Origin of the sequence: Dyella monticola (assembly GCF_003363155.1) — a bacterium.
GTDB lineage: Bacteria > Pseudomonadota > Gammaproteobacteria > Xanthomonadales > Rhodanobacteraceae > Dyella_B > Dyella_B monticola.
On record NZ_QRBE01000001.1, the window covers coordinates 542,453 to 567,258 of the forward strand.

The 24,806-nt window shown below is 61.8% G+C and carries 25 protein-coding genes; 18 read left to right on the forward strand and 7 right to left on the reverse strand.

Annotation, left to right across the window (positions count from 1 at the left end; all coding sequences use genetic code 11):
* The first annotated feature begins 35 nt into the window (after positions 1-35).
* The 3 genes from DWU98_RS02270 (at position 36) to radA (ending at position 4,269) form a co-directional block, all read left to right on the forward strand.
* The gene (locus tag DWU98_RS02270) at positions 36-1,427 is read left to right on the forward strand and encodes a replicative DNA helicase (RefSeq protein ID WP_115494156.1); all 1,392 of its coding nucleotides are present in this window, start codon (positions 36-38) and stop codon (positions 1,425-1,427) included.
* A gap of 304 nt (positions 1,428-1,731) precedes the next feature.
* Complete coding sequence (gene alr / locus DWU98_RS02275; RefSeq protein ID WP_115493830.1) at positions 1,732-2,820, forward strand: alanine racemase; 1,089 nt, start codon at positions 1,732-1,734, stop codon at positions 2,818-2,820.
* Between the two features lie 69 nt (positions 2,821-2,889).
* Entirely contained in the window at positions 2,890-4,269 is a 1,380-nt protein-coding gene (radA, locus tag DWU98_RS02280; RefSeq protein ID WP_115493831.1) for a DNA repair protein RadA, read from the forward strand.
* Positions 4,270-4,275: 6 nt separating this feature from the next.
* Here the strand turns inward: radA and DWU98_RS02285 are convergent, their stop codons facing one another.
* Positions 4,276-5,085: a cytochrome C assembly family protein gene (locus DWU98_RS02285; protein ID WP_115493832.1), complete on the reverse strand. Its 810-nt coding sequence runs from the start codon at positions 5,083-5,085 to the stop codon at positions 4,276-4,278.
* Positions 5,086-5,300: 215 nt separating this feature from the next.
* On the opposite strand from DWU98_RS02285, the gene ffh reads away from it, so the two are divergent.
* From ffh to rplS, 5 genes are all read left to right on the forward strand, one after another.
* Positions 5,301-6,686 carry a signal recognition particle protein gene (ffh, locus tag DWU98_RS02290; RefSeq protein ID WP_115493833.1) on the forward strand — a complete coding sequence of 462 codons (1,386 nt, stop codon included), beginning with the start codon at positions 5,301-5,303 and terminating at the stop codon, positions 6,684-6,686.
* A gap of 141 nt (positions 6,687-6,827) precedes the next feature.
* Positions 6,828-7,079: a 30S ribosomal protein S16 gene (gene rpsP, locus DWU98_RS02295; protein ID WP_115493834.1), complete on the forward strand. Its 252-nt coding sequence runs from the start codon at positions 6,828-6,830 to the stop codon at positions 7,077-7,079.
* A 2-nt stretch (positions 7,080-7,081) separates the two neighbouring features.
* Positions 7,082-7,594, forward strand: a complete 513-nt coding sequence (rimM, locus tag DWU98_RS02300) for a ribosome maturation factor RimM (RefSeq protein ID WP_115493835.1) — start codon at positions 7,082-7,084, stop codon at positions 7,592-7,594.
* A 7-nt stretch (positions 7,595-7,601) separates the two neighbouring features.
* Entirely contained in the window at positions 7,602-8,387 is a 786-nt protein-coding gene (gene trmD, locus DWU98_RS02305; protein WP_115493836.1) for a tRNA (guanosine(37)-N1)-methyltransferase TrmD, read from the forward strand.
* Between the two features lie 18 nt (positions 8,388-8,405).
* Complete coding sequence (rplS, locus tag DWU98_RS02310; protein WP_115493837.1) at positions 8,406-8,771, forward strand: 50S ribosomal protein L19; 366 nt, start codon at positions 8,406-8,408, stop codon at positions 8,769-8,771.
* 233 nt (positions 8,772-9,004) lie between these two features.
* On the opposite strand, the gene DWU98_RS02315 is transcribed toward rplS, so the two are convergent.
* Together DWU98_RS02315 and epmB are read right to left on the reverse strand one after the other, a co-directional pair.
* On the reverse strand, positions 9,005-11,056 hold the full coding sequence (locus tag DWU98_RS02315) for an EAL domain-containing response regulator (RefSeq protein WP_115493838.1): 2,052 nt from the start codon (positions 11,054-11,056) through the stop codon (positions 9,005-9,007).
* A 166-nt stretch (positions 11,057-11,222) separates the two neighbouring features.
* On the reverse strand, positions 11,223-12,239 hold the full coding sequence (epmB, locus tag DWU98_RS02320) for an EF-P beta-lysylation protein EpmB (RefSeq protein ID WP_115493839.1): 1,017 nt from the start codon (positions 12,237-12,239) through the stop codon (positions 11,223-11,225).
* A gap of 83 nt (positions 12,240-12,322) precedes the next feature.
* Here epmB and efp point away from each other — a divergent pair, with 83 nt between their 5' ends.
* From efp to DWU98_RS02360, 8 genes are all read left to right on the forward strand, one after another.
* On the forward strand, positions 12,323-12,889 hold the full coding sequence (gene efp / locus DWU98_RS02325; RefSeq protein WP_115493840.1) for an elongation factor P: 567 nt from the start codon (positions 12,323-12,325) through the stop codon (positions 12,887-12,889).
* A gap of 171 nt (positions 12,890-13,060) precedes the next feature.
* The gene (locus tag DWU98_RS02330; RefSeq protein ID WP_115493841.1) at positions 13,061-14,404 is read left to right on the forward strand and encodes a TRZ/ATZ family hydrolase; all 1,344 of its coding nucleotides are present in this window, start codon (positions 13,061-13,063) and stop codon (positions 14,402-14,404) included.
* Positions 14,401-14,655 (forward strand): YciI family protein, encoded by a 255-nt coding sequence (locus DWU98_RS02335; protein ID WP_115493842.1) that lies wholly within the window; start codon positions 14,401-14,403, stop codon positions 14,653-14,655. Before DWU98_RS02330 ends, DWU98_RS02335 begins: the two co-directional genes overlap by 4 nt.
* A gap of 26 nt (positions 14,656-14,681) precedes the next feature.
* Positions 14,682-15,392 (forward strand): bifunctional 2-polyprenyl-6-hydroxyphenol methylase/3-demethylubiquinol 3-O-methyltransferase UbiG, encoded by a 711-nt coding sequence (ubiG, locus tag DWU98_RS02340; RefSeq protein ID WP_425480210.1) that lies wholly within the window; start codon positions 14,682-14,684, stop codon positions 15,390-15,392.
* On the forward strand, positions 15,389-16,063 hold the full coding sequence (gene gph, locus DWU98_RS02345; RefSeq protein WP_115493843.1) for a phosphoglycolate phosphatase: 675 nt from the start codon (positions 15,389-15,391) through the stop codon (positions 16,061-16,063). Before ubiG ends, gph begins: the two co-directional genes overlap by 4 nt.
* On the forward strand, positions 16,060-16,917 hold the full coding sequence (locus DWU98_RS02350; RefSeq protein WP_230474620.1) for a squalene/phytoene synthase family protein: 858 nt from the start codon (positions 16,060-16,062) through the stop codon (positions 16,915-16,917). The genes gph and DWU98_RS02350 overlap by 4 nt, the downstream gene beginning before the upstream one ends.
* A gap of 124 nt (positions 16,918-17,041) precedes the next feature.
* Entirely contained in the window at positions 17,042-17,992 is a 951-nt protein-coding gene (folE2, locus tag DWU98_RS02355) for a GTP cyclohydrolase FolE2 (protein ID WP_115493844.1), read from the forward strand.
* 63 nt (positions 17,993-18,055) lie between these two features.
* Positions 18,056-18,490, forward strand: coding sequence for a YbaY family lipoprotein (locus DWU98_RS02360; RefSeq protein WP_115493845.1), 435 nt, complete (start codon positions 18,056-18,058; stop codon positions 18,488-18,490).
* A 113-nt stretch (positions 18,491-18,603) separates the two neighbouring features.
* On the opposite strand, the gene DWU98_RS02365 is transcribed toward DWU98_RS02360, so the two are convergent.
* Both DWU98_RS02365 and yidD read right to left on the reverse strand, forming a co-directional pair.
* Entirely contained in the window at positions 18,604-19,941 is a 1,338-nt protein-coding gene (locus DWU98_RS02365) for a dihydroorotase (protein WP_115493846.1), read from the reverse strand.
* Positions 19,942-19,988: 47 nt separating this feature from the next.
* Positions 19,989-20,258 (reverse strand): membrane protein insertion efficiency factor YidD, encoded by a 270-nt coding sequence (gene yidD / locus DWU98_RS02370; RefSeq protein ID WP_115494159.1) that lies wholly within the window; start codon positions 20,256-20,258, stop codon positions 19,989-19,991.
* Between the two features lie 116 nt (positions 20,259-20,374).
* Here yidD and dksA point away from each other — a divergent pair, with 116 nt between their 5' ends.
* Positions 20,375-21,454 (forward strand): RNA polymerase-binding protein DksA, encoded by a 1,080-nt coding sequence (gene dksA / locus DWU98_RS22145; RefSeq protein ID WP_230474621.1) that lies wholly within the window; start codon positions 20,375-20,377, stop codon positions 21,452-21,454.
* Positions 21,455-21,634: 180 nt separating this feature from the next.
* Here the strand turns inward: dksA and DWU98_RS02380 are convergent, their stop codons facing one another.
* On the reverse strand, positions 21,635-22,075 hold the full coding sequence (locus tag DWU98_RS02380; RefSeq protein ID WP_115493847.1) for a SufE family protein: 441 nt from the start codon (positions 22,073-22,075) through the stop codon (positions 21,635-21,637).
* A gap of 47 nt (positions 22,076-22,122) precedes the next feature.
* A complete protein-coding gene (cysS, locus tag DWU98_RS02390; RefSeq protein WP_230474622.1) occupies positions 22,123-23,718 on the reverse strand; it encodes a cysteine--tRNA ligase in 1,596 nt (531 codons plus the stop codon).
* Between the two features lie 215 nt (positions 23,719-23,933).
* Between cysS and DWU98_RS02395 the strand changes: the two genes are divergently transcribed.
* Positions 23,934-24,503: a glycine zipper 2TM domain-containing protein gene (locus tag DWU98_RS02395; protein WP_115493848.1), complete on the forward strand. Its 570-nt coding sequence runs from the start codon at positions 23,934-23,936 to the stop codon at positions 24,501-24,503.
* Positions 24,504-24,806 lie beyond the last annotated feature (303 nt).

The window sequence follows — 24,806 nt, forward strand, 5'->3', positions numbered from 1 at the left end:
GGCGTTGAGCACCCTCCTTGCCGCAGGGAATGTCCATGTCCTTCGTGCCCGAACGCAAATCCTCTCCTAGCGGCATCGAAGCGCTGCGCGTACCACCACACTCCATCGACGCCGAGCAGGCCGTATTGGGCGGGTTGATGCTCGCTGCCGATGCGCTGGACCGCGTTGCCGACAAACTCAGCGAGCAAGACTTCTACCGCAAGGATCATCGCCTGATCTGGCGTGCGATCACCGAGCTTGCCAACAAAGGCATGCCTTGCGATGCGATCACGCTCGGCGACTGGTTCGAGGCAAACGACCTGGCGGAAATGGTCGGTGGCGCGAGCTATCTCGTCGAGCTGGCGAATGCCACGCCGAGCGCGGCAAACATCATCGCCTATGCCGAAATCGTGCGCGAGAAATCGGTGTTGCGTCAGCTCATCGATGCCGGCACTGCCATCACCGAAGATGGTTATCGTCCCGAAGGCAAAACCGTACACGAAGTGCTGGAAAACGCCGAGCAGCGCGTGTTTCGCATCGCCGAATCCGGCGCGCGCGGCAAGAAGGACACCGTCTCCATGCGCGAAGCCGTCAAAGACGCCTTCCGCTTGTTGCACGAGCGTTATCAGAATCGCGGCCAGCTCACCGGCATTTCCACCGGCTTTACGGATCTGGACAACCTCACCTCGGGCTTGCAGCCGTCGGACCTGATCATCGTCGCGGCGCGCCCATCCATGGGCAAGACCGCCTTTTCCTTGAACATTGCCGAAGCCGCTGCCTTGCGCGCCAAAAAGCCCGTCGCGGTCTTCTCGATGGAAATGTCCGCCTCGCAGCTTGCCTTCCGTCTTATTTCCTCGGTCGGTCGCATCCATCAGCAACATCTGCGCAATGGCGACCTGGCCGAAGAAGACTGGCCGCGCGTCACCAATGCCATCGCATTGTTGTCCGAAGCGAAGATCTTCATCGATGACACGCCCGGCCTCTCGCCGGTGGAAATGCGTTCGCGCTCACGACGCCTGGCGCGCGAGCACGGTGGCCTTGGCCTGATCGTGATTGACTACTTGCAGCTCATGCAGGTGCCGGGCAACAAGGAAAACCGCGCCACGGAAATCTCCGAAATTTCGCGTTCGCTGAAAGGATTGGCGAAGGAACTCAACGTGCCGGTGATTGCCTTGTCGCAGTTGAACCGTTCGCTGGAACAGCGCGCGGACAAACGGCCGATGATGTCGGATTTGCGCGAATCGGGCGCTATCGAGCAGGATGCCGACGTCATCATGTTCATCTACCGCGACGAGTACTACAACAAGGAATCGCCGGACAAAGGCTTGGCCGAAATCATTATCGGCAAGCAGCGTAACGGTCCCACCGATACGGTGAAGCTGACCTTCCTGGGTCACTACACGAAGTTCGAGAACTACAGCCCTGACGCGTATACGGGCCACTTCTAGGTAGTAGCTGCCCGCGTATCGTCATGTTTTCGCCCTGATCGTGGGCCCGTAGTTCGCTACCTTATGTGCGGTCCGCGCCTTTTCCTGCTGCGCGTGTGAAGAAACCCCAGGCTCGTCATCCCGGCGAATACTGGGATCCAGTGGTGTTGTTGGCGGGTCGAGGACACTGGGCTCCGGCTTTCGCCGTGGCGATGGGCACAAGGCGAGTATTTGCATCACCTCCAGGAAGAACCATGGATAGCAGCTAGGTCTGTCGGGATATGCGAACCTTGTCGAACATCGCTTTTTATTCTTCACGAGCACCATGAGCCGCACCACCGTCGCCACCATCCACCTGGGCGCCTTGCGCCACAACCTCGCGCGCCTCAAGGAGCTTGCCGCGCCAGCGAACGTGATGGCCGTGGTCAAGGCCGATGCCTACGGTCATGGCCTGGAGCGCGTCGCGCGCGCGCTGGATGGTGCAGCTGAAGCGTTTGCAGTGGCGTCGCTCGGCGATGGGCTTCGTCTGCGCGCGGCCGGTCACCGGCAGCGCATCGTGGTGCTGTCGGGGCCCGACCAGGCCGGCGACATCGCGGAAATGCAGCGGCTGGGCCTGGATGCGGCCATTCATCATGAAAGCCAGTTGCAATGGCTATCGGAAGCATCGCCCTCACGCGGCCGCCTGCGCGTGTGGTTGAAAGTGGACACCGGTATGCATCGCCTGGGCTTCGCACCGGAGCGCGCGGCGACGGTGCGTGAACTACTAGCGGCCATGGCGGGCATCGATCCTGATATCGGCCTGATGACGCATTTCGCCGAGTCCGAGGTATTCGATGGCGAACGCACGCGTCAGCAGATCGAACGTTTCCAAACGGCCACGCGCGGTCTGGCCGGTCCCCGTTCGCTGTCCAATTCTGCAGCCGTGCTGGGATGGCCTGATGCACGCGGTGAATGGGTGCGCACTGGCGGTCTGCTATATGGCCTGTCTGTCGTCGAAGGCAAAACGGGCGCCGATTTCGGTTTCCGCCCGGCGATGACGCTGTCCACGCGTTTGATCGCCATCAATACCATCAAGCGTGGCGAACGCATTGGTTACAACGGTTTGTGGGAGTGTCCGCAGGACATGCCGGTGGGCGTGGCGGCGGTCGGCTATGGCGATGGCTATCCGCGCAGCGCCGTGGCCGGTACGCCCGTCGTGGTGGGCCATCGCCAAGTGCCGTTGATCGGTCGTGTCTCGATGGACCTGGTCACATTGGATTTGCGCCACGCGCTTGAAGCCAAGGTGGGCGACCGCGTCGTGCTATGGGGCTGCGAACTGCCGGCGGAAATCGTCGCCGCTCAAGCAGGCACCATCAGCTATGACCTGACGTGCGGCATGACACGTCGCGTACTGTTTGTCGAGGACGATCAGTAACTGGCACGTCTCGCCGCCTGCGACCCATGCAGGCTAAGCTGTCCTCATCGAACCCACGCCGTCGACACCATGGCCAAAGCCAAAACCACCTACGTCTGCGCCGATTGCGGTGCCGAACACACCAAGTGGCAAGGGCAATGCATCGAATGCGGCGCGTGGAACACGCTTTCCGAATTCGTCGTGCAGCCGGCACAAAAATCCATCGCAGCGGCAAGGCAGGCCGGCTATGCAGGTGTCGCCAATGGCGTTGCGCGCGTCACACCGCTTACAGAAGTGCTGCTGACGGCCGAGTCGCGCACGCTTACCGGCATCAGCGAACTGGATCGCGTGCTTGGTGGCGGCCTGGTCGAAGGTTCGGTGGTGTTGATCGGTGGTGATCCGGGTATTGGCAAGTCGACCTTGCTGCTGCAGATGCTTGGCAAGCTCGGCGAAAAACTACCCAGCCTGTACGTCACGGGTGAGGAATCGTTGGCTCAAGTCGCGGCGCGCGCACAACGCCTCGATCTACCGCTGCAACCTCTGCATGCACTGGCTGAAACCGGTATCGAGCGCATACTCGATCAGGTCGCCCTAACACGCCCGCGCGTGCTGGTGATCGACTCCATCCAAACCATCTGGACTGATTTCCTTACCGCCGCGCCGGGCTCCGTAAGCCAAGTACGCGAATCTGCCGCCAAGCTCACACGGTTTGCGAAAGAAACCGGTACATCCGTCTTTCTCGTCGGCCATGTCACGAAGGAAGGCGGTATCGCCGGTCCGCGCGTGTTGGAACATATGGTCGACGCTGTGCTGTATTTCGAAGGGGAGTCAGGCAGCCGATTCCGCGTATTGCGCGCTTTCAAGAATCGATTCGGCGCCGTCAACGAACTGGGTGTCTTCGCGATGTCCGAAAAAGGCCTGCGCGAAGTACCCAATCCATCCGCGATTTTTCTTTCTGCACACAGCGGCCCGACGCCCGGTAGCGCAGTCATGGTCACACGCGAAGGCACTCGTCCATTGTTGGTGGAGGTGCAGGCGCTGGTGGATCAATCATCGCTGGGAAACCCCAGGCGCGTTGCGCTCGGTCTTGAGCAAAACCGCCTTGCGATGCTGCTGGCCGTACTGCATCGGCATGGCGGTGTGGCCGCTTACGATCAAGACGTGTTCGTCAATGTGGTCGGCGGTATCCGCGTGCAGGAAACCGCCGCTGATCTGCCTGTGTTGTTGGCCGTGTTGTCCTCTTTGCGCGATCGTCCGTTGCCTGAAAAAACCATCACATTTGGCGAAGTGGGGCTTTCGGGCGAAATCCGCCCCGTACCCAACGGTGAGGAACGGTTGAAGGAAGCAGCGCATCATGGCTTCCAACGCGCCATCGTGCCCAAGGCCAACGCGCCGAAGAAAGGCAAAGTCGGCGAGATGGAGGTGATCGGTGTGGAGCGATTGGCTCAGGCCATCGACGCGTGTCGGTAAGGGTGGTTAATCCACCGCGCGATGCAACACCACTTCCAGCACGAACTTCGAACCAAAGAAGGCCAGCAGCAGCGTGGCCATGCCGATCAGAGTGAGGTTCACGGCGCTACGTCCGCGCCAGCCGTGTTTCCAGCGCCCATAAAGTAGTGCGCCAAATACCAGCCACGCGATGATCGATAGCACCGTCTTGTGCACCAGGTGCTGACCAAACAGGTTGTTGACGAAGAGGATGCCGGTAAGCAGCGCCACGGTAAGCAGTGCGAAACCGGCGCCGATCAAGCGAAACAACAGCGATTCGGTCAGCGTCAGCGGAGGCAGTGCGCTCAGCCATGGGCTGATCTGGCGATGACGCAGGGCCTGTTCCTGGATCGCGAGCAGAATGGCCATGGCCGCCGCAATGGACAGCACGCTGAAGGCCAGCAGCGCCACCGTCACATGCAGTTTGATGTGCCAGTCCATCGGCATCGGTATGGTCGGCGGCGCAAAGAAGCTGTCGACGAGCAGCAGCACCGCGCTGAGCGGAAACACGATGACCCCCAGTGCCGCCACCGGACGGGTAAGGTTCACCACAAGCGTGAGCGCCGACACGACGCATGCCACCAACGAGAGCGCAGCGAAAAAGTGCAGGTCTAGCGCACCCCTGTGCGCCGCCAGCAACCATGCGGCATGCACAATGACCGCGATACTTGCGATGACCAGCGCCGGGCGCGTCCATTTGGCCGGCGTAATGGACGGTCCGCTGAAAAGAGGTTGCGCCAGCAACCCACTGGCAAGCAGGTAACAAGCGATCGCAAAGATGGCGAGGGCGGCGAGCATGGCGTGCAAGTGTCGCACAGGGCCGGAATAGGGTGAACGCGGCAAAATTGCCTAAGCGGGTTGGCGGAACCGTCGCGGCAAGCGCACGTGCATGCCAAGCCGGGGCGTGCACCGCATACTGGCGAGTAGATCAACCGGCTACCGGTTTTCCTCTGAGGAAGGCAGGCGGGTCTGGTATATTTGCCAATCCGTCTGCTTTTTCTTGTCTCATCATCATGTTCGAGTCGCTCAGCCAACGCCTCTCAACCACCGTCAACCGCTTGCGCGGCCGTGGCCGGTTGACCGAGGAAAACATCCGCGAATCCCTGCGCGAAGTGCGCATTGCGCTGCTGGAAGCCGACGTGGCGCTCCCGGTGGTGCAGGCGTTGATCGAGCGCGTGAAGGTGCGTGCGGTCGGTCAGGAGGTGCTCAAGAGCCTCTCGCCTGGCCAGGCGCTGGTGAAGGTAGTGAGCGACGAGCTTACTGCGCTCATGGGCACGGCCAATGCCGAGTTGAACCTCGCGCAGCAACCTCCTGCCGTGGTGCTGATGGCTGGCCTGCAGGGCGCAGGTAAGACGACCACCGTGGCCAAGCTGGCGCGCTTTCTGAGCGAGCGCAAGAAGAAGCGCGTGATGGTCGTGAGCTGTGACGTCTACCGTCCCGCCGCCATCGAGCAGTTGCGCACGTTGGCCGAGCAGGTGGGTGTGAATTTCTTTCCCTCGCAAGCCGGCCAGAACCCGGTTGATATCGCGAGGGCGGCGATGGTTGCCGCGCGCAAGGAAGTGATGGACGTGCTGCTGGTGGACACTGCCGGCCGCCTGCATATCGACGAGGCAATGATGGCCGAGATCAAGGCGTTGCACGCCGCGATCACGCCGATCGAAACCCTGTTTGTCGTCGACTCGATGACCGGCCAGGACGCGGCCAACACCGCCAAGGCCTTCGCCGAGGCGCTGCCGCTCACCGGTGTGGTGCTCACCAAGACCGACGGCGACGCCCGCGGCGGTGCGGCGCTTTCGGTGCGCTATATCACCGGTCGCCCGATCAAGTTTCTAGGTGCCGGCGAGAAAACCGACGCGCTCGAACCGTTCTATCCGGATCGCCTGGCGCAGCGCATCCTCGGCATGGGCGACGTGCTCTCGCTGGTCGAGGAAGTAGAGCGCAAGGTCGACCAGGAAAAGGCGCAGAAGCTGGCCCAGAAGGTGATCAAGGGCAAGCGCTTCGATCTCAACGACATGCGCGACCAGCTTGAGCAGATGAACAACATGGGCGGCCTGGCCGGTCTCATGGACAAGCTGCCGGGCGTCTCCGCGTTGCCTGATAACGTGAAATCCAAGGTCGACGACGGCGAGATCAAGCGCATGATCGCGATCATCTGCTCGATGACCAAAAAGGAGCGGCGTCACCCGGACCTGCTCAACGGTTCCCGCCGCGCCCGCGTGGCGCGCGGCTCCGGCACGCAGCCGGCGGATGTCAACCGCCTGCTAAAGCAGTACATGCAGATGGAAAAGATGATGTCCAAGCTCTCCAAGGGCGGCACCAAGGGCCTGCTGCGGCAGATGCGCGGAGCCATGAAGGGCATCGGCGGGATGGGTGGCGGGTTTCCGCCGATGGGGCGCTGAATTCCCGGCAGACCCTCACGGGGGAAAGCCCGGGAACGTAACCCCTTCCTTTTTCCACGAATTTCATTAAAATGTCGCGTTTACCGCGCCCAGCATAGGGCGTGCTTGCCGGGCCTGCCGGCAACTCTGGAGCTTTTAACTATGGTCAAGATTCGTCTTTCGCGCGGCGGCGCCAAGGGCCGTCCGTTCTACCACGTCGTTGTGACCGACTCGCGCAGTGCGCGTGATGGCCGCAGTATCGAGAACGTGGGTTTCTACAACCCCGTCGCTGCGGGCAAGGACAAGCGCCTTGAGCTGAACGTGGCGCGCGTGCAGGAGTGGGTGGGCAAGGGCGCTCAGTTGAGCGACAAGGTTGCCTCCCTGTTGAAGGAAGCCGCCAAGCAGGCTGCCTGAGCATGACCGCAACCGGTCGGCGCGTCCTGGTCGGACGCATCGTCGGATTGTACGGCGTGCAGGGCTGGGTAAAGGTGGAATCCTGGACCGAGCCGCGCACGCAGATCTTCAAGTACCAGCCCTGGCAGCTCACCGCGCCGGGCCAGGACATGGAGATCGACGGTGTCAAAGGTCGACCCCAGGGCAAGGGTCTCATCGCTCAACTGCCCGGGGTGGACGATCGGGATGGTGCCGCAGCACTGGTAGGGCAGGACATTTATGTCGCCCGCGAACTGCTGCCACCACCCGGTAAGGATGAGTATTACTGGGTTGATCTCGAAGGCCTCGAGGTCGTCACCACCGAAGGCGTAGTGTTGGGACGCGTGAGTCATGTGTTCGCGACCGGCGCCAATGACGTGGTGGTCGTAAGGGACGGCGAGCGCGAGCGGCTGGTTCCTTTCGTCCAGGGTGTGTACGTGCGTTCGGTGGATCTGTCCGGCGGGCGCATGGTGGTGGACTGGGATCCCGAGTTCTGAGGGTCCAATGCGCATCGATGTCGTCACGTTGTTTCCAGACTTCATGCGCCAGTGCGCCGCCGTCGGCGTCGTAGGACGCGCGCAGCAGCGTGAGCTGTTGCAGGTGGAAACCTGGAACCCGCGCGATTACGCCACCGACAATTACCGTACTGTGGATGGCCGCACCTGCGGCGGTGGTCCTGGCATGGTGATGCTGATCGAGCCCTTGCGCAAAGCCCTTATGGCAGTGCGCCAGGCGGCACCCGAACCGGTGCATGTGATTTACCTCAGTCCGCAAGGAGCGCGGCTGACGCAGGGCAGGGTGGAAGCGCTGGCCAAGTTGCCGCGCATCGCTTTGCTCTGCGGTCGTTACGAAGGTGTGGACGAGCGTTTGCTGGCGCACGAGGTCGACGAGGAGCTGTCCATCGGCGATTATGTGCTGTCCGGCGGCGAGCTGGGCGCTGCGGTGATCCTCGACGCGGTGGGCCGCTTGCAGGAAGGTGCGTTGAACGACGCGCAATCCGCCGAGCAGGATTCGTTTTCGAACGGCTTGCTCGATTGCCCGCACTACGCAAAACCGGTGCACGATGCGCTGGGCGACGTACCGGAGGTGCTGCTTTCCGGCGATCACGCGGCCATCCGCCGCTGGCGCTTGAAGCAAGCACTGGGACGAACCTGGTTGAGGCGTCCCGACTTATTGGCGCAGCGCGCGCTCGATGCTGAATCCCGCGCGCTGTTGGATGAATTCCGCCGTGAGCATGCTCAAACGCAGCAACGGCAAAACGATGCGGCCGATGAAGACCGCAAGCATTGAACAAAGACAGGTGTTGTCATGAACAAGATCATCGAACAGTTCGAAGCCGAGCAGATCACCCGCCAGCTGCCGGAGTTCGGCCCTGGCGACACCGTGGTGGTCAACGTCAAGGTGAAGGAAGGCAACCGTGAGCGCGTGCAGGCGTTCGAGGGTGTTGTCATCGCCAAGCGCAGCCGCGGCCTGCATTCGGCCTTTACCGTGCGCAAGATTTCGCACGGCACCGGCGTGGAGCGCGTGTTCCAGGCGCACAGCCCGAGCATCGAATCGGTGCAGGTGAAGCGCAAGGGCAAGGTGCGCGGCGCCAAGCTGTACTACCTGCGTAATCTGGAAGGCAAGGCAGCGCGCATCAAGGAAGATATCGGCGCTTCGACCTCCGCCGACTGATTTTCGGCTGCAGCGTCATACGAAAAGCCCTGCGGAGCGATTCGCAGGGCTTTTTTGCGTGATTGATTCGTGGGGCGGCTTCAATTATCGAGAGAAGTCATTCTCTCGTGCGTTAGCGCCGCGATCTTCGCTCCTGTTCAGGGAGCTCCGCCTCGCTTCTGCATCATTCTGGCCTTCGCCGGAATGGCGACTGGGCAAACCGGGTGCAAACGCTTCGCGGAAATGACGAATCGTCAGCCCACCACCAAGGGCTGCGGCTCCTGCAAGAAGTTGCCTTGTACGAAATCCACGCCGCAGGCGAACAGCAGCGAAGTGCTGGCGGCATCTTCCACCCATTCGGCCACGGTCAGGCGCTTCATCTCGTGCGCCTGCTGGCAGATCTCGGTGACCTTCTTCTGATTTTCCGGATGCTGCGGCAGATCGGCCATGAAGCTGCGGTCGATCTTCAAATAGTCGGCATCGATGTGATTGAGCAACTGGAAGGAATTGAGGCCGGAGCCGAATTGTTCCAGCGCGAAGAAACCACCGAGTTTTTTCCAGCTCGTGATGAATTCCTGCGCGGGGCGGAGCATGGTTACAACTTTGCTTTCCGTCATTTCCAGCACCAGCCGCCCCTGCTTGAGGCTGGCCTGCTTGAGCGCGCGCTCCAGCCAAGGCAGCAGGTTGGCCTGCGACTGCATGGATTCGGGCGTGAGCTTTACAAAGAATGTCGTGGCGATGCCTTGCCGGTCGCGCGCCTTCAACGCATTGATGGCCTGGTTCAATACCCAGCGATCGATCTCGGCGTTGAGGCCATACTTTTCGGCAATCGGCATGAAGAAGCCAGGCGACACTTCGCCTTGCGGGCCATTCATGCGCAGCAGGATTTCCGAGTAATCCCCCTCGGCATCCTGCAGGCTGATGGTCTGCTGGTGATACAACATGAATTCGTTCTGCGTAAGCGCCTGGCGCAAGAGGCTCAGCCAGTTGCGCTCGCGCTCGGCGTCGGCTTTCTCTCTCGCTGCCGGATCGTGCAGTTCGTTGCGATTGCCGCCCTGGCTCTGCGCACTGCGCAAGGCCTGGCTTGCCTGGTTGAGCAGCATGTCGGCATTGGCGTTCTTTTCGCCCAGCAGGCTGCCACCGGTGCTGGCGGTCAGCGTGATCGATTGCGTCCCAAGATCGAAAATTTCGCGTGATATGGCTTGTTGCAGGCTATCGATCCAGCTGCGGATCGCCTCATCGGTTTCGGTGTGCAGTACCACGCCGATGGTGTGTTCGGCGAGCAGCCCGGCAATGTCTTGCGAGCCCAGTTGCATGCTCACGCGGCGGGCAAAGGCGGCCAGCAGTTCGTCCGCCTTGCCCAGGCCAACGTTGTTGACGATCAACGCCCAGTTGTCCGGCTCGATCAGCAGCAAGGTCTGGCCCTTGCGGCCTTCGCTCGCGGCCGCTACGGCGTTGTCGATGTGTTCCAGCGTACGGGCACGGTTGAACAAGCCGGTGACCGCGTCGCGCTGCAGTTGCTCCACCAAGGCCGGGTCGATTTGCTGACGGCGGAACACGATCTGCAGGCAGGGCTCACCTTCAAACGTGGCGTGCGCGAATTCGGCTGTGGCGGCAAAGGTGCTGCCGTCAGCGCGGCGTGCATGCAATTCGAGCCGGTACTCGGCTTTCTCGCCGCGCGACAGCGCGCGTAGCAGGCCTTTGAAGGCGTCCGCGTCAGCGGGGCCGATCAGGTCCAGCACCGGCAACCCGAGCAGGTCGTCGTATTCGGCATAGCCGAAGGTGTCCAGATAGGAGCGATTGGCACGCACGTGCATGCCTTCATGCACGTAGGCGATGGGATCGTTGGAGGAATCGAGCAAGGCATCGCAGCGTCGCTCCGATTCGCGCAGCGCCGCTTCCAGCCGTCGAACCTGGCGGCGGGTGTGAAGCGATTCGAACTCACGCTTGATGACGGTGATGAGCTGCTTGGGCTGGCTGCGCGAGCCGACGCCCTGCACACCTTCCTGAAACATTTCTGCTACCGCCTGATCATCAATTTTCGGCACGCAGGCGAGCAGGGCGATATCGCGGGCCGTGGCATCGATCAGCTGCGCCACGGTGCGCAGGGGCACGGTGCTCACGGCGGGGCTGAACAGCACCAGGTCCGGACCGAGTTCTTTCAGCGCTGCCTCGAACTGCTCCGCTGTGGCCGCACGGGCGGGTCGCACGGCGATGCCTGCGTTGCGCAATAAGGTGATGATCTGTTCCGCGTCCTCGACCGAATTTTCGACAAAGAGGATCTTGATGACGGAGTCTGTCTTCATGGGCGCGTCGTGCTTTCCTTGGAGAAGGCTGCTCGCGCGGAAGGTGTCCGAGGGCTAGCCAGCGTCCCTGTTGTTTTAACGGATTCCTTGCAGGGCCGCCAGCGGCAATTGACGCATTGGTGATCCATGGCGCGGCCGCGCCCGCCCGGCGAAGGGGGAGGGCAGCTCAAATTGGCCGCTTGGACGGATCGCCACCTACTTCACGCACGAGCTTGGGCACGAGGTAGCCGGGCAGGCGATTGCGCATGGCCTCGATCAGGGATAACGCGCGGGCGTCCGTGACCTCGAAATGCGCCGCCCCCTGCACACGGTCGAGCTGATGCAAGTAATACGGCAGCACCCCCGCTGCGAACATGCGCTCTGACAATGCCGTGAGCACATCGGCATCGTCATTGACTGCGCGCAGCAGCACGGATTGATTGAGCAGGGTTACGCCCGCATCGCGCAAGCGCGCGCAGGCTGCATCCACGCTGCTGTCGAACTCATTGGGATGATTGGCATGCACCACCACTACCGTCTGCAAGGGCAATGCTTGCAGCCATTCCACCAGCGACGCATCGATGCGTTCGGGCAGTACCACAGGCAGTCGCGTGTGAATACGCAGCCGCGTCACATGCGCTATACCGCCAAGCCCGCGCGTGAGCTCTTCCAGTTTGCTGGTGGCCAATGCCAGCGGATCGCCACCGGAAAGGATGAGCTCGTTAACCGACGCGTCCTGAGCAATATGCTCCAGCGCCTGCTGCCACTGACCTGCCGCGGCCATCTCCTCGCCATAGGGGAAGTGTCGACGAAAGCAGTAACGGCAATTGATCGCGCAGCTTCCGCTGGCGATCAGCAAGGCACGACCCTGGTACTTGTGCAGCAATCCCCGGGCTTCGCGTGCCGCAAGGTCGCCCACCGCGTCGGTGGCGAAACCCGGGGCATGCTCCAGTTCGGCAAGCTGGGGCAGCACCTGCAGCAGCAGCGGGTCGCGCGCATCCCCGCGACGCATGCGCGCCGCGAATCCCCGCGGAATGCGCAGCGCAAAACCGGCGTCCGCGGCAGGCAGGCGGTCGGCCAGATGATCAAGGTCAAGGAGACTAAGCAACTCGCGGCCATCGGTAATCGACTGGCGCCAAAGCTGGCGCCAGTCATCCTGGGTGCTGGGCGGTGTAATGCGGGCGCCGGGGCTTCCGGTTATCATAGAGGGCTCTATCGGGCACGGTTGCCCTTGAACCTCTTATTTTAGCCGCGGATGGCGGCGGTTTCCTCATCGGAGTGAAGTACATGGCCAGTTATGGTCTTAACGATGTCAAGAACGGTTTGAAGATCATCGTCGACGGTGACCCGTGGATCATCACCGACGCAGAATTCGTCAAGCCGGGCAAAGGTCAGGCCTTCACCCGCATCAAGATCCGCAACCTGTTGAACGGCCGCACTACCGAAAAGACGCTCAAGTCCAGCGACTCCTATGAAGGCGCGGACGTGGTCGATACGGACATGCAGTTCCTCTACAACGATGGCGAATTCTGGCATTTCATGCACCAGGAATCGTTCGAACAGCACCAGGCTGACGCCACCGCCATGTCCGACGCCTCCAAGTGGTTGAAGGGTGAGGAAGAGTGCGTGGTCACGCTGTGGAACGGCCGTCCTATCTCCGTGCAGCCGCCGAACTTCGTGGAGCTCAAGATCGTGGAAACCGATCCGGGTCTGCGTGGCGATACCTCCGGTGGTGGTGGCAAGCCGGCCAAGCTGGAAACCGGTGCCGTGGTGCGCGTGCCGCTGTTCGTCAACCAGGAAGAAATCGTCAAGGTCGATACCCGCTCGGGTGAATACGTCAGCCGTGTGAAGTGATGCATCGGCCGGCGCTTCAGCGCGGCTTGCCGATGCGTCACCCCGGTGAAGGCCGGGATCCAGCGGAATACGCGTGCGAAGCACACGAAGCCATTGGACATTGAGCAGACCTGAGGGGCGGGCATCGTAAGATGTGCCGCCCCGTTTCATATCACTCCCCAAGAAAAAAACATGACGAGCCAGACCGCGCCGCAGCCTGTGGATCTCTTAATCGAAGCCCGCTGGGTCGTGCCGGTCGAACCGCACGGCGCGGTGCTGGAACAGCATGCGGTGGCGATCGATGCCGATCGCATCGTCGCGATCCTGCCGATTGCCGAAGCACGCGCCGCCTACGCACCGCGTGAGCGCGTCGAACTGGGCGAACATGCCCTGATGCCCGGGCTCATCAACACCCACACGCACAACCCAATGACGCTGATGCGCGGCCTCGCGGACGATCTGCCGCTGATGGTATGGCTGCAACAGCACATCTGGCCGGTCGAGGCGAAAGTGATCGGCCCCGAGTTCGTGCGCGATGGCGTGGAACTGGCCATCGCCGAGATGCTGCGCGGTGGCACCACGTGTGCCAACGAAAATTATTTTTTCCCGGATGCGATCGGCGCGACGTATCGCAAGCACGGCTTCCGTGCCGTAGTCGGTTTGCCGGTGATCGAGTTTCCCACCGGTTGGGCACGCACGCAGGACGAATATTTCGAGCGCGCCGGCGAAACCCACGACGCGTTCCGCAACGATGCGCTGATCCGCACCGCGTTCGCGCCGCACGCGCCGTATACCGTGTCCGACGAATCGTTCGAACGCATTCGCGTGCTGGCCGATCAGCTCGATATTCCCGTGCATCTGCACCTGCATGAAACCACGCATGAAGTGGATGAGGAGCGCAAAAAAAGCGGATTGCGTCCGTTCCAGCGCTTGCAGAAGCTCGGGCTGATTAACGACCGCCTGATCGCCGTGCACATGACGCAACTCACCGAAGGCGAAATCGCCGCCTGCGCCGAAGCGGGCGTGTCCGTTGTGCATTGCCCGGAATCCAACTTGAAGCTCGCCTCCGGTTTCTGCCCGGCCGAAAAGTTGCGCAAAGCCGGCGTGAACGTGGCGCTGGGAACGGACGGCGCTGCCTCCAACAATGATCTGGACATGTTCGGCGAGATGCGCACCGCTGCGCTGCTGGCCAAAGCCGTTGCCGAGGATGCCGCGGCTTTCGATGCAGGGTTTGCATTGCGCGCGGCCACCATCCAGGCAGCGAAGGCGTTGGGCCTGGATGGCGAGGTCGGCTCGATCGAGGTCGGCAAGCAGGCGGACCTCGCGGCAGTGCGGCTCAGCGATCTGGAAACCCAGCCTTTGTTCCACGTGGTGTCGCAACTGGTATACGCCACGGGAAGGCATCAGGTCACGGACGTGTGGGTGGCGGGCAAACGCAAGCTGGCCGCGCGCGAGCTGGTGGATATGGATCTGCCTGGTGTCATGGCGCGCACGCATGCCTGGCGCGAACGCATCGCGGCACTGGATCCGGCATGAAGCGCTTTCTGGTCATGCTGATGCGGAGGCCGCAGATCGATCCGGATGCTATACCGCTGCATAAGCAATTTCTGGCCACGCTGCGTGAGCAGGGGCGCAACGAAATGTCCGGCGCGTTCGCCGACCAGTCGGGTGGCGCCTACCTACTGCGCGCCGAGTCGCTGGAAGAAGCGCTGGACATTGCCCATAGCGATCCGGCCCATACCAGCGGCGGCTGGGATGTCACGGTTTACGAATGGAACTCGCATTAAAGTTGGGCCATTCTGCGGAGTACCTCATGATGCAAACCACGGAAAACGTCAGTCACAAGGAAATCGCACGCTTCGACAAACTGGCCTCGCGCTGGTGGGATCCGGACGGCGAATCGCGTCCGTTGCATGATCTCAATCCCGTGCGTCTGGATTACGTGTCTGCACGTGTGCCATTGCGTGGTGCGCGCGTAGCGGATGTAGGGTGCGGTGGTGGATTGCTCAGCGAGGCGCTGGCGCGCGCGGGGGCCGACGTCGTCGGCATCGATCTGGGCCTGAAGGTTATCGAGATCGCCCGGCTGCATCTGCACGAAACCCATCTGCAGGTGGATTACCGCAAGCAGTCATCGACCGAACTGGCTGCTGCGGAACCGGCGAGTTTCGATGCGGTGTGCTGCATGGAGATGATCGAGCATGTGCCCGACCCCGCCGCGCTGGTGCACGATCTGGCGGTCATGCTCAAACCTGGCGCGCGCCTTTTCATGTCCACGCTCAACCGCACGCCGGCGGCTTTCGGTGCGGCCATCATCGGCGCGGAATACATTGCGCGTCTGCTACCGCGCGGCACACATCACTACGCGCAGTTCCTCAAGCCCTCGGAGCTTGCGCGTTTGCTTCGACACGAAGGGCTGGAAGTGGAAGACATCAGTGGCCTGGGCTACAACCCGCTCAGCCGCAAGGCCTGGTTGAGTCGGTTCACCGCTATCAATTACCTCCTTTGCGCACGTAAACCTGCATGAAACCGTTGCTCAAATCGCCTCAAGGCGTCTTGTTCGATCTGGATGGAACGCTGCTGGACAGTGCGCCAGATCTGCACGCCGCACTCGCCGTTTATTGCGAAGAAGTTGGTGCCGCGGTGCCTGTCTATGCGGCGGTGCGTACCGTCGTATCGCGTGGCTCGCGCGCTATCCTGCGTTGCGCGTTCGATGAAGGCGACGAAGCATTGCTTGAGCGCATGCCGCGTTACCTGGAGCTTTATCACAGCATGATGGCGCGCCATACGCGTCCTTTCGAAGGTATCGAGCCATTGCTCGATGCGCTCGAAAGCAACGGTATCGCATGGGGCATCGTCACCAACAAGCCTGGCTATCTCACCGACGATCTGGTGAGGCAGATCGGTTGGGGCGAGCGTGTTTGCGCGGTGGTGTCGGGCGACACACTGCCCGTGCGCAAGCCCGATCCGGCGCCGGTATTGCTTGCGTGCGAACGCGGCGGTCTCGATCCGACACGATGCTTGTTTGTGGGTGACGATCGCCGCGACGTGCAAGCCGGACATGCGGCCGGGCTGTACACCGTTGCCGTGGAATGGGGTTATCTCGATGGCGGCGATCCGCATGCCTGGGATGCCGACGTTGTGGTGCGGCATCCGCGCGAGTTCATCGAGCTGCTAGGGCTGAAGGTTCCCGCGTGAGCGATGAGGGTGCTCGTCACGGCGCGCTGCAAAGCTACGTCGATAAATGGCTTGCCCTGCAACCTCAGCAGCGCACGGCGCTGGTCTTCGTGGATCCGAACAAGTATCCGGGCCACATAGCGCTTGCCGCACTGGAGCAGGAACTGCTCTCGGCCGCCTATGGCATTCGCGAACCCCACGTCGCTGTCACCAAGCTCAACTGGTGGGCGGAGGAACTCGCTGGCGCGGCGGCAAGCGGCGGACGGCATCCGCTCACTCGCGTGCTGTTCGATGACGAGCGTGCGCGCACCATCTCGCCGGAGCGCTGGCTGGCACCCGTGCTGGCCGGCATGGCGCAACTGGAAGAAGGTACGGCCGTGGATTTCACGGCCCAGCTCAACGCCGCCTCGGCACTGCATGGCGCCTTGGCCGCGCTGGAAACAGCATGGTGGTACGGCGAACAGGCGTCGTCCGAACGCGCGACGCGCGTGGCCACGCTGAGCCACCTGCTGTTCGCCTTGCGTCGTCTGCAGGAGGATGCCGAGCGGGATCGCCTGCCGCTCCCCATGGCGCGTTTGGCCCGCTTCAGTTTGAGCCGTGCCGGTCTGCGCGAGCAGAGTGAGTCCCGCGACCAAGCCATCAGAGCGCAATTGGACGACCTGCACACAGCATGGAAGGAGGCCGGCCGGCTTGTCGGCCCCCTCAGCGTATTTCGGGCACTTGAGGCCACCCAGGGTGAGCGCTTGGCGCGCCGGGCACTGCACGCCGGTGAACCTTTGAAAGCCCTGCAAAAAGGCACGCCGGACCGCGGCTTTCTGACGACGCTGCGGGCCTGGCGGGCAGCCCAGCACTGGCAGCGGCGGATCGCTGGCTAAACGCAGTGTTTCCTCAATGGGCCTGTTGCGACGCGGCGAGCTGCCCCAACATTAGCCCCGTGGCCGCGCTGCGGCAGTCTGTGCAACCCGCTCCCGGCTTGGTCGGGAGGGTCAAAGGAACACCATGCATACCCACGAAAACACTGTTCGCCTGATGCCCGACGTTGCCGCCCAGGCGCAGCCGCATCTGGCCGGCGCGCTGGACTGGGTCGGCATGGATGGTATCGAGGTGCCGGCGTTGTTCGATGCCGGCGACGGCACGGTGCAGCGCTCCAGCGCCCAGGTCGGCGCGTTCGTCAACCTCGTGCGGCCAGACAAGCGCGGCATCCACATGTCGCGCCTTTATCTATTGATCGACGAACACCTCAGTTCCAAAGCGGTGGACGCGGCGATGTTGCAATCACTGCTGCAGGCGTTTCTGGAATCGCACAAGGATTTGGCTGATCGTGCACGCATCAGCATCCGCTTCGATCAGCTGGTGCGTCGTGCCGCCCTACGCAGCAGCAACAGCGGCTGGCGTGCTTACCCGGTATCGATCGAGGCCAGCTTGTGCAAAGAAGGCTTTCGCGTGGAGCTGGGTACGGAAGTGGTCTACTCCTCGACCTGTCCCGCTTCGGCGGCACTGTCCAGGCAATTGATTCAGGAGCAATTCGCCAAGGATTTTGAGGCCAGTGAACCTCTCGACCATGCGGCCGTCATGGCATGGCTAGGGAGCGAGAAGGGCATTATTGCCACACCGCACGCGCAGCGCAGCGTGGCGCGTCTACTGGTTCGTTTCACCGATGATGCCCCTTTGAATCTGATCGGTCTGCTCGACCGCGTCGAACACGCGCTGGGCACACCGGTGCAAACCGCTGTGAAGCGTGAAGACGAACAAGCCTTCGCGCTGGCCAACGGCGGCAACCTGATGTTCTGCGAAGATGCCGCACGCCGCATCCAGCGTGCATTGGACGCGGACGACAGCATCGCTGATTTCCACGTGCGCCTGGAACACCAGGAAAGCCTGCATCCGCACGATGCCGTGGCGTATGCCAGCAAGGGTGTTGCGGGTGGTTACGGCGACGGACGCGCTTGATCCGTTTCGCTCCGGGGCGGACCGCGGTTGCTATCATGCCCGCGTTTATTACTCGGAGTTGCCATGAAAATTCGCCACGGACTGCTTTTGGCCGGCGCGCTCGTGCTGGGTGGCTGTAGCTGGATGCCTTTCGTCCATCATCATCAAAAGGCGCCCACGCAGCAGACGCTGATGAAATCGTTGAGTGGCGAGGTCGACTATCAACTCGCGCACGATCTCCCACCCGACGCTTATCTGGAAGTGACGCTCTCCGATATCAGCAAGCCGAATGCGCCGCGCGTGGTTGCGAGCGATCGCATTGCTCCCATGGGGGCATCGCCGGTGTCGTTCGTATTGAGTTACGAGCCAGATGCGTTAGGCAACGGTACGGACTTCACGGTGTCGGCGAAGATAAAGCAGGGCGACCGCACACTGGCGACCAGCGATACACAGACCAGAGTGCTGGGAAATTCGGGCAATGATGGTCCGGTATTGGTGACCATTTCCGAAATGCATTAGCTGCCGCAAACTGGCGCGATCCGCCGCCTGCCTCCGTCATTCCGGCCGTCGTCGCCGGAATGACGCATGCTAAAGCCTGAAGTGTTTCAGGCTGGGCGTGAAAGCACTTTCGCCTAACGATCGAACGTCAAGCGCTCACCCCGCACGCTATCGTCCACGCGCGAACCATCCCACACGCGCTGACCGTTGACGAACGTGCTCACGATCGAGCTGCTGAAGGTATAGCCCTCGAAGGGCGACCACCCACACTTCGACAACACCTCTTCGCGCCGTACCGTATGTGGCTTGCGGGGGTCCACAAGCACCAAATCGGCAGCATAGCCTTCGCGCAAAAAGCCACGTTCGTGCACATTGAACAGCGTGGCGGGCGCATGGCACACCGCTTCCACTACACGCTCCAACGTCAGCTTACCTTCGGTGACACGCTGCAATGCAGCCTGCAGCGCAAATTGCACAAGCGGCAGTCCGGACGGCGCCTTGTCGTAGAGTTGCGCTTTTTCTTCCAGCAAATGCGGTGCGTGATCGGTCGCCAATACATCGAGGCGGCTTTCCGCCAGCGCCTTGATAATGGCCTCGCGATCGGCGGCCGTCTTGATGGCGGGATTGCACTTGATGAGAAAGCCCAGCCGTTCGTAATCCTCATCGCTGAAATGCAAGAAATGCACGCAGGTTTCGGCGGTGATTTTCTTGCCTTTGATCGGCCCGGGTTGGAATAGCGCCAGCTCGTCCGCTGTCGAAATATGCAGCACATGCAGGCGCGTGCCGTGTTTCTGAGCCAGCGAAATCGCCAGTCTGGTGGACTTGATGCAGGCTTCGCGCGAACGGATGAGCGGGTGCTCGCGCGCGGGGATGTTTTCACCGTATTTCTCACGCGCCTTGGCGTGGAGCGCGTCGATCATCGGCGTGTCTTCGCAGTGGGTGATGATCGGCGTGGGCGCTTCGCGGAAGATGCCGTCCAGCGTTTCGGGGTTGTCCACCAGCATGTTGCCGGTGGAAGCGCCCATGAACACCTTGATGCCTGGCGCGGCTTTCGGATCCAGTTTGCGGATCGCCTCGAGATTGTCGTTGCTGGCGCCCAGGTAGAAGGCGTAGTTCACGGCCGAGGTTTCGGCCGCGCGCGCATACTTAGCCTCCAGCGAGTCACGATCCAGCGCCGGCGGCTTGGTGTTGGGCATCTCCATGAAGCTGGTGATGCCGCCCGCGGCGCAGGCGCGCGACTCGTGCGCGATATCGGCCTTGTGGGTAAGGCCCGGTTCGCGAAAGTGCACCTGGTCATCGATCATGCCGGGGAGCAGCCACAGCCCCGTGGCGTCGATCACCTGCTCGCCAGGGTGGGGGCTCAGGCTGCCACCGATGGTATCGATATGACCGTGCTTCACGCGCAGATCGGCGTGGAAACGGCGCCCTTCGTTGACCAGTTCGGCGTTCTTGATCAGCCAATCATGAGACATGTGAAACTCCTGACGAAAAGAAATCGGCAAAGGCGCACCGCAGGGTGCTAATGTTCCTTGTTTACCGCATCCCGTGTCGATGCATGGCAACGAGGCAGATGGAAGTGCTTGGGAACCGGATCGTTGCCGCCCGAGCACAGCGGCTGGCAGCGCAGGATCCGCCACCAGGCCAGCAGCCCGCCACGCCATGGGCCGAAGCGGGCGACCGCAACCCGTGCATAATCGGAGCAACTGGGGTAAAAGCGGCAACGTTGACCCAAGAGAGGGCTGACGAAGCGTTTGTAGAGGTTGAGCAGGAAAATAATCAATCGACTCACGGCATTCCCATCGCCGGCAACAGCTTGTGACACCCAAGTATTCCAGAAGGACGGTTGCCGGTGTGAAGGTATTGGGCTATAACACCCGGCCGCCAAGGCCAAAATGGTGAAGGTAAATGGCGAAAACCACGCGTAATCCGACCGCTGCCAAAAAAGCTGCAAAAGGGAAGGCGACGGGTAAGAGCAACGAAGCCAAGGCCAGCAAGGTCAAGGTTGCTGCCGCCAAGCCGGCGAAGAAAGCCGCGCCCGCCAAGCAGGCCGTGGTGAAGAAGCCGCCGCCCAAAGTGGCCGCCAAAAAGGCGCCCGCGCAGAAGGTTGCCGCCAAACCGGCCCCCAAGCCGCAGCCGAAGAAGCCCGAGCCGGCCAAGAAGGTGGTCGCCAAGCCGGCAGCGAAAAAGCCAGAGCCCAAGCACGCCGCACCCGCCACCAAGCCGGCACCCGCCAAGATGCCGGTCGAAAAAGCCCCTGGCAAGGCGCCAACGCGGCCAACCCCGGCACCTGCCGCGGCAACGGCGGCTCACAAGAACGCGGTCCACAAGAACAAGGAATCCACGGCAGTCACACAAATTGCAACATCCCGCCCCGTATCATCACCGGCCACCAGACCCTTAACGGGCAAGGTAGCCAGCGCCGTCGGTCCGGCACAGCGCGTAGCGAATGCCACTGCGCAAAACTCCACCAGCAAAAAGCAGAAAACCACGCAGTCCTCAATGAATAGCTCCGCTACAACGCTCGATAATGGTGTAACCCGCGAAGACGGTCGTTACGCACTGCCCATTACCACCAACATCGACTTGCCTCCCGGCTATCGCCCGTCGTCCGATGAGGAGTACATGAGTCCTCGTCAGTTGGCCTACTTCCGCAACAAGCTTCGCCACTGGCGCGATCAGCTCGTGGAAGAATCCCGTCAGACCATGGAAAACTTGCGCGATGAAGTGCGCGACGTGGGCGACGAGGCCGAACGCGCCACCCGCGAGACGGAAAACTCGCTGGAGCTGCGCACGCGCGACCGCTACCGCAAGCTGATCTCCAAGATCGATAAGGCCTTGCGCCGCATCGAGGAAGGCCGTTATGGCTACTGCGAGGAGACCGATGAGGAGATCGGCCTGGAACGGCTCGATGCCCGTCCGATCGCCACGCTGTCGCTGGATGCGCAGGAGCGTCGCGAGCATCTGCAGAAGCAGATGGGCGATTGATTAGCCAATAGGTCGGAACGAAGAAAGCCCCGCCTGGGCGGGGCTTTTTTGTTGGGTAACTTTTTCGAGCGACTGTCATGCCCGAAAAAGAAACGCATTGCGGTCCGGCAAAACGTGGCATAGCGCCCATTCTTGCGTGGCCGTGATTCCAGCCTTCGACGGATGGCGCCGGCGCGGGGTCTAAGCCGCCTTTTCCAATTCGGCTGCCGCGTAGGCCTTCAATTTCGCCAGCATGGCGGCCAATCCATTCGAACGCGTGGGCGACAAATGCTTGGCCAGCCCGATCTGCTGGATGAAAGCCGGCTCGGTAGCAACGATCTCCGCCGCCGGGCGATCCGAATACACGCGCAGCACGAGCGCAATCAGCCCTGAGACGATGGCCGAATCGCTGGTGGCATCGAAGTGCATGTTCGAGGCGTCGCCGCTGGGCACCAGCCACACCATCGATTGGCAACCGTGCACGCGGTAGTCCTCGCTCTTCATCGCTTCGGGAAACGATGGCAGCTGCTTGCCGAGGTCAATCAGGTATTGGTAGCGCTCGGTCCAGTCGCCGAAGAAGGCGAATTCGTCGGCAATGTCCTGTTGGGCCTGGGCGGCGGTGACGTTGGCAAGAGTATTCATGGGCCTATTATCGCCCGGTTCGGTGGATCGAATCCGAACGGAGGCTATCAGCGTTTGACTACGCTCCAGCGCGTGCCCTGTGCACCATCCTCGATCACGACGCCCATGTCGCTCAATTCGTTGCGGATGGCGTCGGCGCGCGCGAAATCACGCGCTGCGCGAGCCGCGCGACGGTCTTCCAAGAGTGCCTCGACCCGTTCGGCATCCACCACACTGCCGCCTGCGTGTTTGAACCAGGCCTCGGGCTCCATTTGAAGTAAACCCAGGGCGAGCCCCCCGCTGAGGAGTCTGGATTTTACATACGCTAGGTCAGACTGGGCCGGTTGCCATGCCATCAAGCAAGCTCTTAGCTCTTGCGCGATTTGCGGTGCTTCGAGTCTGCTAATTTTTGCCTCGAACAGCTCGCGGTGCGCCTGAGTGATTGCACGTTCCTTGACCAAGAGACCGACGTTTGCCAATGCATCGGCTCTAGTCAGTGAGTCGTACTTTTGGGCGATTTCAAGGTGTCTGGCTATCCATGTCCTCTGATGGTTCAACACAGAGGCGGAATCGGCATAGGCGGAAAGTTCGGCGAGCGCCCTGGGCGTGCCCAGGTCCTCGGCCAACGCTTCGGTTATGGAGGCAGGGATGTGCTCATCGTTCGCCTGCGCTTCAACGTCGGCCATGTCGCGCAACGTGCCGTATAGGCGATCGAGCGTACGCACGGATTGCTCGACCAGGGCGTCACTCCAATCCAGCGGCTGACGGTAGTGGGCGCTCAATAACGCGTAGCGAAGTGCTTCGGCCGGGTGATGTTTCAGTAAGTCATGAACTTTTTCTATATTGCCCAGTGACTTGCTCATCTTGGTGCCGCCAAAGGTGAGCATGCCGTTATGCAGCCACCAGCGCGCGAACACCTTGCCGCCGTGCGCGCAGGTCGATTGCGCGATTTCGTTCTCGTGATGGGGGAACAGCAAATCCACGCCACCGGCATGAATGTCGATGGTCTCGCCCAAATGGGCGGCGCTCATGGCCGAGCACTCGATGTGCCAGCCCGGCCGTCCTCGACCCCATGGGCTGTCCCAGCCGGGCAGTTCCGGCGTGGAAGGCTTCCAGAGCACGAAATCGGCGGGATTCTTCTTATAAGGGGCGACTTCGACACGCGCGCCTGCGATCAGCTCGTCGGTATCGCGCCCGGACAGCTCGCCATAGGAAGCGTAGGAGGCCACGTTGAACAGCACGTGGCCTTTCGCCTCATAAGCATGGCCGCCATGGATCAGGCGTTGGATCATCTCGATGATCTGGCCGATATGCGCGGTGGCGTGCGGCTCCACATCCGGTGGTGCGATGCCCAGTTCAGCCATGTCCTCACGGTAAGCCTGGGTGAAGCGACTCGTGATCTGGCCGATGGGCACGCCTTGCTCCAGGGCGGCGGCGTTGATCTTGTCGTCCACGTCGGTGATGTTGCGGGCATAGACCACCTGCGGGTAGTGGCGGCGCAGCAGCTTCACCAGCACGTCGAACACCACCGGCCCGCGGGCGTTGCCGATGTGCACGAAGTTATAGACCGTGGGCCCGCACAGGTAGACCGTCACCCGGTTCGGATCGAGCGGCGAAAAGGGCTCGATACGGCGGCTGAGGCTGTTGTAGAGCGAAATCGGCATGGTGGGCGTTTCCGCGGCTGGCGCAGTCAGGTCAATAAGCCCGCCATCTTATCAAGGTCTTGCGGGCAATCCGCTCGGAACGATCCTAAAGGGATCGGAAACCACCTTGTAAAGTTGCACTAAGTTGCGGCAGTTATAAGGGTTGATTCAGCGTGAATTTGCTGGAATTCGACTATGTGCGCGAGGCGCACCCATCCCTCTCGTGGAGGCTGTCCATGAATAAAAAAATGCTGTTGATCCCCGCGTTGGCGCTGGCCGTGGTGTCCACGGGCGTGATGGCGCAACAAGGGGCCTATCCACCCCCGCCGCCTCCGCCGGGTGCTCCGGCTCCAGGCACCGGTCCGGATAACGCCCACTACGCCTGGGCGGATGTGTTGCGCGTGGACCCGGTCTACGGCGTGGCGCGCACGGCCGCCCCGAGCCAGCAGTGCTACGACCAGCAAGTCGTCCAGCAAACGCCGAGCAACAAAGGCATCGGCACCGTGCTGGGTGCGGTGGTCGGCGGCGTGCTGGGCAGCACCATCGGGCATGGTCGCGGCAATACGGCGGCTACGGTGGGTGGCGCGGTGGTCGGCGGTGCAGTCGGCAACTCCGTCGCCAGCGGTGGACAGACCTACACCACCAATCAAACGGTTTGCCAGCCGGTGACCCAGGTCAGCGAGCAGCGCCAGATCATCGGCTACGACGTGGAATACCGCTATCACGGCGATGTCTATATGTCGCGCCTGAGCTACGACCCGGGCGAGCGCCTGCGGGTGCGGGTGAGCGTATCCCCGGCCGATTGATGCCAAGCCAAGCGGTTCAAGGAGTGATGAAAGGCCTGCAGCGATGCGGGCTTTTCTGTTTTCAGGCCTGGGTCCTTGTATCGGACCCGATGATTTACCGTCCGGCCCTGTTGCATAGCAACGAAAATCCCGTCATGATTAAGATTCAACCACCCGGAACCCTCATGTCTTCAGCCGTCTATACCGCTACCGTGCTTACCAGCGCCCGCATGGCCGCTGGCATGACCTCGCGTGCGCGTCGACCGCTGAACCGACATTCGGCCGGGTAGGCTGTCGCCACGTTGCATATGTAATACGACGACG

Bases quoted from the DNA above. Each gene is read 5' to 3' on its own strand.
- DWU98_RS02270 (WP_115494156.1), top strand. From the start codon at position 36: ATGTCCTTCGTGCCCGAACGCAAATCCTCTCCTAGCGGCATCGAAGCG.
- alr (WP_115493830.1), top strand. From the start codon at position 1,732: ATGAGCCGCACCACCGTCGCCACCATCCACCTGGGCGCCTTGCGCCAC.
- radA (WP_115493831.1), top strand. From the start codon at position 2,890: ATGGCCAAAGCCAAAACCACCTACGTCTGCGCCGATTGCGGTGCCGAA.
- DWU98_RS02285 (WP_115493832.1), bottom strand. From the start codon at position 5,085: ATGCTCGCCGCCCTCGCCATCTTTGCGATCGCTTGTTACCTGCTTGCC.
- ffh (WP_115493833.1), top strand. From the start codon at position 5,301: ATGTTCGAGTCGCTCAGCCAACGCCTCTCAACCACCGTCAACCGCTTG.
- rpsP (WP_115493834.1), top strand. From the start codon at position 6,828: ATGGTCAAGATTCGTCTTTCGCGCGGCGGCGCCAAGGGCCGTCCGTTC.
- rimM (WP_115493835.1), top strand. From the start codon at position 7,082: ATGACCGCAACCGGTCGGCGCGTCCTGGTCGGACGCATCGTCGGATTG.
- trmD (WP_115493836.1), top strand. From the start codon at position 7,602: ATGCGCATCGATGTCGTCACGTTGTTTCCAGACTTCATGCGCCAGTGC.
- rplS (WP_115493837.1), top strand. From the start codon at position 8,406: ATGAACAAGATCATCGAACAGTTCGAAGCCGAGCAGATCACCCGCCAG.
- DWU98_RS02315 (WP_115493838.1), bottom strand. From the start codon at position 11,056: ATGAAGACAGACTCCGTCATCAAGATCCTCTTTGTCGAAAATTCGGTC.
- epmB (WP_115493839.1), bottom strand. From the start codon at position 12,239: ATGATAACCGGAAGCCCCGGCGCCCGCATTACACCGCCCAGCACCCAG.
- efp (WP_115493840.1), top strand. From the start codon at position 12,323: ATGGCCAGTTATGGTCTTAACGATGTCAAGAACGGTTTGAAGATCATC.
- DWU98_RS02330 (WP_115493841.1), top strand. From the start codon at position 13,061: ATGACGAGCCAGACCGCGCCGCAGCCTGTGGATCTCTTAATCGAAGCC.
- DWU98_RS02335 (WP_115493842.1), top strand. From the start codon at position 14,401: ATGAAGCGCTTTCTGGTCATGCTGATGCGGAGGCCGCAGATCGATCCG.
- ubiG (WP_425480210.1), top strand. From the start codon at position 14,682: ATGATGCAAACCACGGAAAACGTCAGTCACAAGGAAATCGCACGCTTC.
- gph (WP_115493843.1), top strand. From the start codon at position 15,389: ATGAAACCGTTGCTCAAATCGCCTCAAGGCGTCTTGTTCGATCTGGAT.
- folE2 (WP_115493844.1), top strand. From the start codon at position 17,042: ATGCATACCCACGAAAACACTGTTCGCCTGATGCCCGACGTTGCCGCC.
- DWU98_RS02360 (WP_115493845.1), top strand. From the start codon at position 18,056: ATGAAAATTCGCCACGGACTGCTTTTGGCCGGCGCGCTCGTGCTGGGT.
- DWU98_RS02365 (WP_115493846.1), bottom strand. From the start codon at position 19,941: ATGTCTCATGATTGGCTGATCAAGAACGCCGAACTGGTCAACGAAGGG.
- dksA (WP_230474621.1), top strand. From the start codon at position 20,375: ATGGCGAAAACCACGCGTAATCCGACCGCTGCCAAAAAAGCTGCAAAA.
- DWU98_RS02380 (WP_115493847.1), bottom strand. From the start codon at position 22,075: ATGAATACTCTTGCCAACGTCACCGCCGCCCAGGCCCAACAGGACATT.
- cysS (WP_230474622.1), bottom strand. From the start codon at position 23,718: ATGCCGATTTCGCTCTACAACAGCCTCAGCCGCCGTATCGAGCCCTTT.
- DWU98_RS02395 (WP_115493848.1), top strand. From the start codon at position 23,934: ATGAATAAAAAAATGCTGTTGATCCCCGCGTTGGCGCTGGCCGTGGTG.